This is a genomic window from Pseudomonas sp. GW460-12-10-14-TSB1, from assembly GCF_017349775.1.
Taxonomy (GTDB): Bacteria; Pseudomonadota; Gammaproteobacteria; order Pseudomonadales; family Pseudomonadaceae; genus Aquipseudomonas; species Aquipseudomonas piscium.
Map to the genome: position 1 here is coordinate 69,073 of NZ_JACNAC010000013.1, position 12,119 is coordinate 81,191.

General features: G+C 64.7%; 10 protein-coding genes. All 10 read right to left on the minus strand.

Going from position 1 to position 12,119, the window contains the following annotated elements:
- Positions 1 to 13 precede the first annotated feature (13 nt).
- The gene (locus J4D52_RS11040) at positions 14 to 2,239 is read right to left on the minus strand and encodes a type VI secretion system Vgr family protein (RefSeq protein ID WP_025810246.1); all 2,226 of its coding nucleotides are present in this window, start codon (positions 2,237 to 2,239) and stop codon (positions 14 to 16) included.
- A 30-nt stretch (positions 2,240 to 2,269) separates the two neighbouring features.
- Entirely contained in the window at positions 2,270 to 4,993 is a 2,724-nt protein-coding gene (gene tssH, locus J4D52_RS11045; protein ID WP_063431611.1) for a type VI secretion system ATPase TssH, read from the minus strand.
- A complete protein-coding gene (gene tssG / locus J4D52_RS11050; RefSeq protein WP_102676942.1) occupies positions 4,986 to 6,020 on the minus strand; it encodes a type VI secretion system baseplate subunit TssG in 1,035 nt (344 codons plus the stop codon). The genes tssH and tssG overlap by 8 nt, the downstream gene beginning before the upstream one ends.
- On the minus strand, positions 6,002 to 7,861 hold the full coding sequence (tssF, locus tag J4D52_RS11055; protein ID WP_025810252.1) for a type VI secretion system baseplate subunit TssF: 1,860 nt from the start codon (positions 7,859 to 7,861) through the stop codon (positions 6,002 to 6,004). The genes tssG and tssF overlap by 19 nt, the downstream gene beginning before the upstream one ends.
- On the minus strand, positions 7,858 to 8,373 hold the full coding sequence (gene tssE, locus J4D52_RS11060) for a type VI secretion system baseplate subunit TssE (protein WP_053279678.1): 516 nt from the start codon (positions 8,371 to 8,373) through the stop codon (positions 7,858 to 7,860). Before tssE ends, tssF begins: the two co-directional genes overlap by 4 nt.
- A gap of 150 nt (positions 8,374 to 8,523) precedes the next feature.
- Positions 8,524 to 8,964, minus strand: a complete 441-nt coding sequence (locus tag J4D52_RS11065; RefSeq protein WP_025810255.1) for a hypothetical protein — start codon at positions 8,962 to 8,964, stop codon at positions 8,524 to 8,526.
- Positions 8,961 to 9,392 carry a type VI secretion system amidase effector protein Tae4 gene (locus J4D52_RS11070; protein ID WP_025810257.1) on the minus strand — a complete coding sequence of 144 codons (432 nt, stop codon included), beginning with the start codon at positions 9,390 to 9,392 and terminating at the stop codon, positions 8,961 to 8,963. The genes J4D52_RS11065 and J4D52_RS11070 overlap by 4 nt, the downstream gene beginning before the upstream one ends.
- Positions 9,393 to 9,466: 74 nt before the next feature.
- Positions 9,467 to 9,955 (minus strand): type VI secretion system tube protein Hcp, encoded by a 489-nt coding sequence (locus J4D52_RS11075; protein ID WP_009044340.1) that lies wholly within the window; start codon positions 9,953 to 9,955, stop codon positions 9,467 to 9,469.
- Between the two features lie 97 nt (positions 9,956 to 10,052).
- Positions 10,053 to 11,549: a type VI secretion system contractile sheath large subunit gene (tssC, locus tag J4D52_RS11080; protein WP_025810259.1), complete on the minus strand. Its 1,497-nt coding sequence runs from the start codon at positions 11,547 to 11,549 to the stop codon at positions 10,053 to 10,055.
- Positions 11,550 to 11,564: 15 nt separating this feature from the next.
- Positions 11,565 to 12,080, minus strand: coding sequence for a type VI secretion system contractile sheath small subunit (gene tssB, locus J4D52_RS11085; RefSeq protein WP_009049566.1), 516 nt, complete (start codon positions 12,078 to 12,080; stop codon positions 11,565 to 11,567).
- Positions 12,081 to 12,119 lie beyond the last annotated feature (39 nt).

Genomic DNA, 12,119 nt, shown 5'->3' on the forward strand with positions numbered 1-12,119 from the left:
CTGTGCTCCATGCTCAGTTCTGCAGAATCTTCTGACCTTTGACCACAACGTTCCTGTTGGCCTTGATGTTGATGGCGCCGGAGCCGTCGATGGTGATGTCCTTGCCGCGAATCATGATGGTGCCGTCCTTCTTCATGGTGATGCTGGCCGCGCCCGTGGTCAGGGTGATGGAGTCGCCGGCGGTGAGGGAGAAGTTCTTGCCGACGTCCAGGCTGTCGTTCTGCTGGATGTTGGTGGTGCGGTTCTGGTTAACGTCGCGGGACTCGTTCTGGCCGATCTGGGTGCTCTGGTTGCCATTGATCTCGATACCTTCGTTGCCCTTGACCGTCTCGTTGCGGTTGCCCGTGATGCCGATGGTCTCGTTGCCGCCCACGTCCTCGGTGCGGTTGCTGACGATGGTGATGGTTTCGTTGGCACCGACCTTTTCCGTGCGATCCGCGCCTATGGTGATGCGCTCGTTGTTGCCCACGTCCTCGGTGCGATTGGCGCCGATGGTGATTTTCTCGTCGCTGCCGACATCTTCGGTACGGTTTACACCAATGGAGATGGTCTCGTTATTGCCGACCTTTTCCTTGCGATCCACGCCTATGGTGATGGTTTCGTTGTTATCCACGGTTTCGGTGCGGTCGTGTTTGACGTGCACGGTTTCGTCGTTGTCGATGGTCTTGCTGCGGTCGTGGCCGACCCAGTGGGTCTCGTCGTTCTCGACCTCGATGTCCTGGTTCTTCTCGGCGTGGATGAACAACTGCTCCGCGCCCTTCTTGTCTTCCATGCGGATTTCATTGAAGTTGGCCGGCGAGCCCTCCTTGCTCGAGCGGCTTTTCACCCCGCTCTGGGTGGCATTGGCCGGCAGCTCGTAGGGCACGGTCTGTTCGGCGTTATAGACGCGGCCGGTGATGATCGGGCGATCAGGGTCGCCTTCGAGGAAACCGACTATCACTTCCTGGCCGATCCGCGGGATCTGCACCGACCCCCAGTTCTTGCCGGCCCAGGCCTGCGACACGCGCATCCAGCAGGAGCTGTTTTCGTTGGATTGGTCGTGGCGATCCCAATAGAAATGCACCTTGACCCGGCCATACTGATCGGTCCAGATCTCCTCGCCAGCGGGGCCGACCACCCTGGCGGTCTGCGGCCCGCGGACAATCGGCAGGGGGGTCAGGGGCAGGGGGCGGAAGGCCTGGCTGGCATCCATGCAGTCCAGTTCGCTGATGAACTGCTCGGCCAGGTCCAGTTGCCCGCTTTCATAAAGCTCCTGGCGGATCTGATAGCGTGCGACCACCACCAGGTACTCGCGATTCTGGTCGGCGCGCTCGTAGCCGGTCAGCTTGAACAGATGCCCGCAGCCCAGGCCACGCGCCCGACCGCGCAGCTGCACGCGCTCGAACTGGCTGTGAATGGCCTGGATACGGGTGCGTGCGTAATGCTCGCCATCCTTGCTCTGCACGTACTCGCCCGGGTAGTCGTAGAGCGGATGGTCGCCGTTGCTGTGGCTGCGCGACACGCTGGAGCGCACTTCGAGGCTGGCGCCGGGGCGCTGGAAGTCGTAGTCGTTCAACGCCAGCGAGCCGGGCTGGACTTCCCGCGCCAGTTGCCAGTCGTAGAAGTGGTCGCGCTCGCGCATCTGCTGATCGGGCGGGTAGAAGGGCACCGAAGCGTAGTTAGCCACCGTCGAGTGGGCGCCGTAGGCGTCGGCCAGCACCAGTACATGACGCGCTTTCTCATGGCGGAAGTAGTAGTAGATGCCTTCCTGCTCCATCAGCCGGCTGATGAAGTCGAAGCTGGTTTCGCGGTATTGCACGCAGTATTCCCACTCGCGGTAACTGGCGCTCAGGCTGTCTTCGAAGTCGGAGAAACCGAGGTCGCGGAACACCTGCTTGATGATGTCCGGCACCGTCTTGTTCTGGAAAATCCGGCAGTCCGAAGTACGCGTGAGCAGCCAGAACCAGGGCCGCAGGCTGACCCGATAACCTGCGAACTGGCCGTGGCCGGTCAGTTGCCGGCAGCCGCAGGCAATGCCGTGAAAGTAGCGTTTGCCGCCGTCGTGCAGCTCCAGGGTCAGGCCCATCGGCTTGCCCAGCAACTGGTCGAACTTAATCGCCCGGTCTTCGGAGGTGAGGTCCAGCTCGTAATGGAACAACCGCCCCAGCTCCTCGCTGCCCTCCATGCCCTGCAGCAGCAGGACCTCGCCGCCGAGGGGGCTGTCGACCTGCACCAGGCGGGTGCTTTGCGTGATTGCCATAAACGGCTTCCTCTGGCTCGCGTTCGGGCGTCAGTCGGTCGTCTCGGAGACATGCGGGTCGAACACGTAATGCAGCGCATTGTCCCGCTGGCTGATGCGCACGCCCGCCAGCGGCTTGCCCTCGAGCATGCGGGTGAGAAATTCCCGGCTCATGTCCGGCAACAGGGTATTGGTCAGGATCGCATCGATCATCCGTCCGCCGCTCTCGATCTCGGTGCAGCGCGAGACGATCAGATCGACCACGCTGTCGTCGTAGGCGAAGGGCACCTTGTGTCCGCTTTCCACGCGCTTCTTGATCCGTTCCAGTTGCAGGCGGGTGATGGCCTTGAGCATCTCGTCGCTCAGCGGGTAGTAGGGGACGGTCACCAGGCGCCCGAGCAGGGCCGGCGGGAAGACCTCGAGCAATGGCTCGCGCAGGGCCTTGGCGATGGCATCGGGATCGGGCAGCCGTTGCGGGTCGCGGCACAGGCTGGCGATCATTTCGGTGCCGGCATTGGTGGTGAGCAGGATCAGGCAGTTCTTGAAGTCGATCAGGCGGCCTTCGCCGTCCTCCATCACGCCCTTGTCGAACACCTGGAAGAAGATTTCGTGCACGTCCGGGTGGGCCTTTTCCACCTCGTCCAGCAACACCACGCTGTAGGGTTTGCGCCGCACTGCCTCGGTCAGCACGCCGCCTTCGCCGTAGCCGACATAGCCGGGCGGGGCGCCCTTGAGGGTGGAGACGGTGTGCGCCTCCTGGAACTCGCTCATGTTGATGGTGATGATGTTCTGTTCGCCGCCGTACAGGGCCTCGGCCAGGGCCAGGGCGGTTTCGGTCTTGCCCACGCCCGAGGTGCCGGCGAGGAGGAATACGCCAATCGGTTTGCTGGGGTTGTCCAGCCCGGCGCGGGAGGTCTGGATGCGCTTGGCGATCATCGCCAGGGCATGGTCCTGGCCGATGATGCGTTTTTTCATGTGCTCGTCGAGCCTGAGCACGGTGTCGATTTCGTTGCGCGCCATGCGCCCGACCGGGATGCCGGTCCAGTCGGCGACCACCGCGGCCACCGCCTGGTAATCCACCGTCGGCAGAATCAACGGGCTTTCGCCCTGCAAGGCTGCCAGGCGGCTCTGCAGGTCGCTGAGCTTGTCGCGCAATGCCCTGCGTTCGGCTTCCGCTAGGCGCGGCGATGGCGCGTCGGCCTCGCTAGCGCTGTCGTCCAGCGGTTCGGCGGCGGCGCGCAGGGTGGCGCGGGTCGCCAGCAGTTCGTCGACCAGGGCTTTCTCTTCGCTCCAGCGAGCCTCCAGGGTCGCCAGGCGTTGGCGTTCCTCGCCGAGGGCCGCCTCGACATCCTGTTGGCGAGTACCGATGTCGATGCCAATGGCCTGCTCGCGGCCGATGATCGCTTGCTCGGTGCTCAGCGCCTCGATGCGTCGGCGGCTGTCGTCGACCTCTGCCGGTACCGCATGCAGGCTGATGGCGACCCGCGCGCAGGCGGTGTCGAGCAGGCTCACCGACTTGTCCGGCAGCTGCCGGGCCGGAATATAACGGTGCGACAGCTTGACCGCGGCCTCCAGCGCCTCATCGAGGATCTGCACCTTGTGGTGCTGCTCCATGGTCGAGGCGACGCCGCGCATCATCAGGATCGCCTTGGCCTCGGACGGCTCGTCGACCTGCACCACCTGGAAGCGCCGGGTCAGGGCAGGGTCCTTCTCGATGTGCTTTTTGTATTCGGCCCAGGTGGTGGCCGCCACGGTGCGCAGGGTGCCACGGGCCAAGGCCGGCTTGAGCAGGTTGGCGGCATCGCCGGTACCGGCCGCGCCGCCGGCGCCGACCAGGGTATGGGCCTCGTCGATAAACAGGATGATCGGCCTGGGCGAGGCCTGCACATCCTCGATGACCTGGCGCAGGCGCTGCTCGAACTCGCCCTTCATGCTCGCGCCGGCTTGCAACAGGCCGACGTCCAGGCTGCGCAGCTCGACGTCCTTGAGGCTCGGCGGCACGTCGCCGGCGACGATACGCAGGGCGAAGCCCTCGACCACCGCGGTCTTGCCGACCCCGGCCTCGCCGGTGAGGATGGGGTTGTTCTGCCGGCGGCGCATCAGGATGTCGACCAGTTGGCGGATCTCCTCGTCGCGCCCGACTATGGGGTCGAGTTTGCCGCTGCGGGCCTGTTCGGTGAGGTCCACAGTAAAGCGCTTGAGCGCCTCCTGCTTGCCCAGCGCGCTGGGCGCCATGGCGCCACTGGCCTCGCCCGGCGTGGCGGCAGCGTTGAAACCGTCGCTGGCGGCCAGGCCGTTTTCCGGCGAGTCGCCGAGGTATTCGTCGAAGCGCTCGATCAGGTGCTCCACCTTGATCTTGTCGAACTCGCGGGAGATGGCCGAGAGCGCGTGGCGCAGGCTCGGTGTCTTGAGCATGCCGACGACCAGGTAGGCGCTGCGCACCTGGCTCTCGCCGAACAGCAGACTGCCATAGACCCAGCCGCGCTCCGCGGCTTCCTCGACCTGCAAGGACAGGTCGGTGATCGAGGTCGAGCCGCGCGGCAGGCGGTCCAGGGCGTCGGTGATATCCCTGGACAGGCGCGCCGGGTCGAGGCTGAACTGGCGGACCAGGCGGTGCAGGTCGCTGTCTTGCAATTGCAGGAGCTGATGCAGCCAATGCACCAGTTCCACATAGGGGTTGCCGCGCAGTTTGCAGAACACGGTGGCGGCTTCGATGGCCTTGTAGGCCGGGCTGTTCAACTTGCCGAACAGCGCGACGCGGCTGATCTCACTCATGATCGCAACTCCTTGAAGGGGTGGTATGGCTGGCGTATTCGCGGGCCAGCAGCAGGTCGTCGGCATTCGTCGGCGGGCTGCCGAGCCAGGTGTCGAAGCCCAGGCGGGTCTGGCCGTCGAGGTCGATGCGCGGCACTTCCTGGTGCCGCAGCAGCAGATTGACTTCCCAATCCAGCTCCTCGCCCTGGTACTCGGCGACCCAGGCGGCCAGTTCGCCGAAGCTTTCCTGGCCGGGCAGCAGGCGTCGGTATTGCTCCAGGCTCAAAGGCCCCAGGCGGATGCGGAATTTATGCTGGCGATCCCAGATGTGGGTGCCCAGGCTCAGGTCGCTGCCGAGCGAGCAGAGCGCCACGCCCAGCTGGCTGCGCTGCGGCAACTCCAGCCACTGGCCGATGTATTCCTCGATGCTCACCGGCACGCCGAAGTAGTCTTCCAGGATGGCGCGCAAGCCGTCCGGGTAGCGGGTCTGCGCCGCCAGGTGGCCGGTGAAGTGGTAACGCGCCGAGTCGGCGATCGGGCCCTGGCCGAGCAGGCTGGTCATGCCCCGCCCGGACAGCGCGGCCAGGCGCATCGACCAGTAGTCGTGGTCGGGGCGGTCATGGCTGACGGTCGGCCGCGCCTCGGCCCAGGCGCGGTAGAACAGGCACAACAAACGGTGATTGAACACGTCGAGAAAGCGCGTGAAGGTGGCGTCGTCGTTGTTGCGCTGACGATCGCGGGCGTATTCGGTCAGGTGCAGCGGCAGGGGGCCGTTGGGCCCGGTCATGCCGAAGAAGAACTGTTCGATGCGCGGCGCGGCGCCCTCGGGGTCGGTCTCGATGCTGGCCAGGGTCGAGGGGGCGAAGCCGCAGTCGGGTTTCTGCCCCAGGCGCAGCGGGTCGTCGTGCAAGCGCAGGGAATGGCCGATGCGCGGCCGGTCGCTGGCCTCGCACTCGATGCGCCGCAGCGCCTGGAAGAAGTCGTAGGCCCAGGGCTCGTCGGCCATCCGGGCGATGCTGTGCAGCGGTTTCAGAGGTTCGGTCGACATCCGGGGTGCGCCTGCCATCGCATGATTTCGCCGCGCTCGGTGGTGCGCAGTACGGTTTCGGTGAAGCTGTTGATCGACACGTAACGGGCCAGGAAGCGCTCGAACACCGCGCCCAGCAGGTACACGCCGGTGCCGCGGAAGGCGTTTTCGTCGAACTCCAGGCTGATCTCCAGGCCACGGCCAAACACTATCGGTCCCGGCATCGGCAACCTGCGGGTGCAGGGCGTGCTGCGCACCTGGCGCAGACCCTCGATCTGCAACTGCAGCGCCGCATCGCCGGGGTCGCCGTACAGGCGCAGCAACTCCCGTAGCGCCGCGGCGCCCTGGCCCTGTTCGCTGAGCGACAGGTAGTTCAGCGATAGCTGGCTGATCAACTGCCAGGCGCTGGCATCGTGAGCGCGGCTCGGCCGCGGCCGGCTTGGTCCGGCCAGGCAGCGCACGGCCAGCACCGGGGCGCTGTCTTCCAGGGTGAAATCGCTTTTGCCGGTACCCACCGGCATCAGCAGCGGCAGGTCGCGGTTGGTGCACAGGGCACTGAGACCGAGCTGGCGCAAGTCGTGGCGATAGGGCGCCTGGTTGACATCCACCAGCGAGACGAAGGTTTCGCTGCCGATATAGGTCGAGCGTGGCCCGCGGCGTCGTTGCTGGCTGGACAAGCGCCGCTGCTCGCGGCGGACGATGTAGTAGGCCTGCTCGCGGCCATAACGCAGCGGATCGCGGATCGCATAGAACGGCTGGAACGGCTGCTCGGGGCCGCTGCCATGGCCGGTGACCTGGGTCAGGGAATGAATCTCGAAATCCAGCGGCCGGGTGCGGTCGGCGATCACCTGGTGCTCATGCACTCGCTCGCTCAGGTGAATGCGATCGGTGCGGCGTGGAAACAGGTTCACCGCCGGGGTGCAGAAGGGCACGAATTGGGCCGCCGACACCGTGCCTTCCAGGGTGCTGTCGAGGCGATCGAACAGCACCACCAACTCCAGTTCCTGGCCGCTGCAGCGCTGCACACCGGCGCTCAGCCCGGTGAAGTCGACGAACAGGAAGCGGTTGGGCAGGGCGAAATACTCCTGCAGCAGGCGATACCCCTGGAAGGCCCGGGGCACCACCGGCAGCACCGCGTCCTGATCGTCGAAGCCGCGCGCTTTGAGGCTCTCCAGAGGCAAGCGCTCGGCCCAGTCGCCGTCGAGGCTCTTGATGAATACAGCGCAGGCGTTGCCGAGCAGTTGCTCGTACAAACGGAAAGGTTGCTCGTCGGCGCCGTTGAGGTAGAGCGGCAGGCTGTCCAGCGCCAGGGCGTTGAACGGCAACCCGGCACCGCAGCGCAAGCGCAGGCGCAGCCCGGCCTTGGCCTTGGGTTCGCTGGCGGCCAGCCGGCCGAGGGTCGCCGCCGGGTTGCCGAAGTATTCGGCATGGCTGACCTGCAACGGCCACAGTGTCACGGCATGGGCGCTACGGTATTCGCAGGCGGTCTGCTCGCCATGGCCCAGCTGGCCGCGCAGGGCAGCGTGGCGTTCGACCCTGAAGCCGCTGGTCAGTGAACCCTCGTTGGGGTCGGCGACCAGCTGTACCACCACCACCGAAGGGGTTGGCGCCAGGTAATGGGGGTAGGCGACTTCCAGCAGATTGTGGGTAAAGGTCGGGTATTCGGCGTCCAGCTTCAGGTGGACCCGCGCGCTCAGGTAGGCGAAGCCTTCCAGCAGGCGCTCGACATAAGGGTCGGCGCATTCGAGGTCGGACAGGGTCAGGCGGCTGGCAATCTTGGGGAATTCCTGGGCGAACTCGGCGGCGCTCTCGCGGATATGCTGCAGCTCCTGGTTGTAATACTCGAGCATGCGCGGGTTCATCGGCGTCTCCTGACGGGCTCGGCCGGCGTCACCTTGACGTGTCCGGTTTCCAGGTCGAGGGCGGTGCTGAGCAGCAAGCGCAGGGGCACCGGCTCGGCCCACAGATCGCCCTCGATCTCGAAGCTCAGGGCGTTGTGACTCATGTCATTGCCGTCGAGTTGCGCGCGAACCTTCAGCGAGCCTTTGAGGATGCGCGGTTCGAACGCGGCGATGGTGTCGCTGAACAAGGCTTCGATGGCCTGTACATCGACACTCGAGGCGGTGTGTCCGGCCAGGGGCGGCAGGCCGAAATTCAGCACCGAGCTGCCCGCTGGCATCTGCGCGGCCTGCTCCGGATCGAACAGCACGCAGGTATTGAACAGCCAGGCCAGATCGCGCAGCACCGAAGCCTTGAGCTGGTTCATCGACATGACGCGGCGCTCGGCGGCTTCTTTCGGGTTGTGCGGATCGTCGTCGGTCAGGCGATCGAGCAACGAGGGTTGCAGACGTTCTTGCAGGGTCAGTTCGGCCATCTTCAGTTATTCCTGTCGGCGCAGCCGAGGCTGCGCAGCTGATCCCGCAGGGCCCAGAGGGCGCCGCCCAACTTACCTGCACGCACCGGCTGCTCGGCGTTCATCGCGGTCTCCTTATTCGCAGGCTTCGAGCCGAGCCCTTGCGTGCGCTCAAACGTCGGGTTCGAACAAGCCGATAAACACTTTCTCATCCCACTGGAATGGCGGGCAGGCGGCCACCCGGCTCACCGCCGACGAGGCTTCCAGACCCTTCCCGGTGCTGCGTATCGCCTGGATCTCGGTGCGGCAATCCCGACTGGGCGAGGGCATGGGCTCACTGCTTTCCACCAGGATCACCTGGCGTGCACCCACCTGCTTGGTGCGCAGCGCGCCGCTGGCATCCCGATGGAACTGGCAAGGCCATTTCAGGCTCAGGTCGATGCCGGGTTGCTCCGGAACCAGCAAGCGACAGTTGCCATTGCGCTCTTCCAGCAGCAGATCCTGGGCAAGGAAGCGCGCCTGGGTGGGGTTATCGACCGGGTTCTGCGCGCAGGCCGGAAAGATCAGGCACGACAAGCCCGCGGCGACAAGGCGAAGCAGGTGTCGACTCATGACAGCTCCCAGAACCACACCTGGGCGGAATGGTTGGCCGGGTCGTCATAGGTCTTGGTGAAACCGCGGCTCCACAGATCGATATGGTCGCCGGCCGCGCGAGTCTCGCCACTGCGGGTAAAGCAATCCTTGAAAAAAATGATGCCGCTCTTCTCGGTGAGCTGCAGCTTGGCCTTGGCCGCGTCGGTGAAGATGCTCGGCCGGCCCAGATGCTGTCGCCACAGCCAGTTCGCCAGCGACTCGGCACCGCGGGCGTGGCCGTGGCTGCAGCGCGGTTCGGAATAAGTGTGGGCATCCACCTGGATGCTTCGCTCGGCGTTGAGCGTAATGCTCATGCGGATCGCGCATTGATTTTCCCAACCACCATCGCAAGGCTGGCTTTCAGTCGGATAGTTGTTCCACAGATTGATGAATGCGGGTCTGGCCATTATCGAACCTCCTGTTGCGCCCTGGCCTTGCTACAAGACGAGCACCCTGCGCCGTGGCAGCAGGGTGGCTGTCGTCACACCTTGACGTTCTGGCGGATATTCCAGCCGTACTTGACCGGGCCACCGTCCTTGGAGCCGTCCTGCTTCTGCGGCTGGTAGTCGACCAGCACCTGGCCGAAATTCAGCGCGATGTTTTCGGTCAGGCGATCCGCGCCGCCGCTGCCGCCGGTGCCGATCGAGGACACCAGGACCTCCTTGAGGGTGATGGTCAGGTACTCGACCGGATCGTCGCCGCCGGCCTTGCGCACCGTCAGCTTGGCCTCGTCGTAATGCTTGCCGCTGGAGCAGGCCATCATCAGGTTGGGGGAGGATTTGTCCACCCACTTGGTCAACGTCAGGTCATGGATATTGACCTTGCCGGCACCGCCGCCACCGCCCACATGCATGTTGCCGGACTGGGCCATGGCCCAGCTCCAGGAGAGCACGTCGATCTCCTCCTTGTGGTTCTTGTCCTGGGACTCGCCCTTGACGTCGCCGATCTTGATAAACATATCAACAGCCATCATGCCTCCTTGAGTGGTCTACACCACTGTGCTCCAGCGATTGGCCACGCTGTGTTGCAGTGCACCCGCCACCACGGCGGGTGCCACCTGGGATGGATCAAACCGCCTTGGCGGATGGAAGCTTGGATACCAGCCGTAGCGATACCGTGAGCCCTTCGAGCTGGTAGTGCGGGCGCAGGTAGAACTTCGAACTGTAGTAACCAGGGTTGCCTTCGATTTCCTCGACCACCACCTCCGCCGCGGCCAAGGGATGCTGGGCCTTGGTGGTTTCGGTGGAGTGGGCCGGGTCGCCGTCGACGTAATTGAGAATCCAGTTCTGCAGCCAGCGCTGCATGTCGTCCTTTTCCTTGAACGAGCCGATCTTGTCGCGAACGATGCACTTCAGGTAATGGGCGAAGCGGCAGGTGGCGAACAGGTAGGGCAGGCGTGCCGCCAGGTTGGCGTTGGCGGTGGCGTCGGGGTCGTCATACTCGGCCGGCTTCTGCAGCGATTGCGCGCCGATGAAGGCGGCGAGGTCGGTGTTCTTCTTGTGCAGCAGCGGCATGAAGCCGTTCTTCGCCAGCTCCGCCTCGCGCCGGTCGGCGATGGCGATTTCGGTCGGGCACTTCATGTCCACGCCACCGTCGTCGGTGGGGAAGGTGTGCGTCGGCAGGTTCGGCACCTCGCCGCCGGACTCCACGCCGCGAATCCGCGAGCACCAGCCATAGAGCTTGAACGAGCGGTTGATGTTCACCGCCATGGCATAGGCCGAGTTGGCCCAGGTGTACTTGGAGCTGTCGGCGCCGGTGGCTTCCTCTTCGAAGGCGAAGGCATCCACCGGGTCGGTCTTGGCGCCGTAGGGCAGGCGGGCGAGGAAACGCGGCATGGTCAGGCCGATGTAGCGCGAATCCTCGGAATCGCGCAGCGAACGCCAGGCGGCGTATTCCGGCGTGGTGAAGATCTTGGTCAGGTCGCGCGGGTTGGACAGCTCCTGCCAGGAGCCCATGCCCATCACCGTCGGCGAGGCCGCGCTAATGAAAGGCGCATGCATCGCCGCGCAGACCTTGGCCATCTCGCCGAGCAGCTCGACGTCCGGCGACGACTGGTCGAAGTAGTAATCGCCCACCAGGCAGCCGAATGGCTCGCCGCCGAACTGGCCGTATTCCTCTTCGTACATTTTCTTGAAGATCGGGCTCTGGTCCCAGGCGGTGCCCTTGAACTTCTTCAGGGTCTTGTGCAGGTCGCCCTTGGCGATGCTCATCACGCGGATCTTCAGCTGATCGTCGGTTTCCGTGTTGTTGACCAGGTAGTGCAGGCCGCGCCAGGCGCTTTCCAGTTGCTGGAAGTCGGCGTGATGCATGATCAGGTTGACCTGCGCGGTGAGCTTGGCATCGATCGCGGCGATGATCGATTCGATGGATTTGATCGCGTCGTTGGAGATCAGCTCGGTCTTGCTCAGGGCCTGTTCGGCCAGGGTGCGCACGGCGCTTTCCACCGCCTCGCGGGCGTGCTCGGTCTTGGGTTTGAACTCTTGCAGGAGCAAGGCGGCGAAGTCGCTCGGTTGTCCGGTCGCGGCGCCTTCCTGGGCCTGCTGGTCTTTCATCAATTCGGCCATGGTCTGCGTCCTCTGTCAGGCTTGCGGCTCGGGTTCGGTCGGTTTCGGCGCACTGGCCAAGGCCTGCAACAGGGCCGGGTCCTTGATCGCCTTCATGATCATGTCCTCGGCGCCGGTCTTGCCGTCCATGTAGGTCAGCAGATTGGCCAGCTGGGTGCGGGCTTCGAGCAGTTGATTGAGGGCATCGACCTTGCGCGCCACCGCGGCCGGGCTGAAGTCGTCCATGCTCTCGAACGTGATGTCCAGGCTCAGGTTGCCTTCACCGGTCAGGGCATTGGGCACGTTGAACGCCACCCGCGGCTTCATCGCCTTGAGCCGCGAGTCGAAGTTGTCGACATCGATCTCCAGGAACTTGCGGTCGGCCACCGCCGGCAGCGGCTCGGCGGGCTTGCCGACAAGGTCGGCCATCACCCCCATGACGAAGGGCAACTGCACCTTCTTCTCCGCACCGTAAAGCTCTACGTCGTACTCGATCTGCACCCGGGGAGCACGGTTACGGGCGATGAATTTCTGGCTGCTGGTGTTAGCCATTTTTCCTCCTGCGCTGCCTTTGCGGCTGTGTTGGATTGG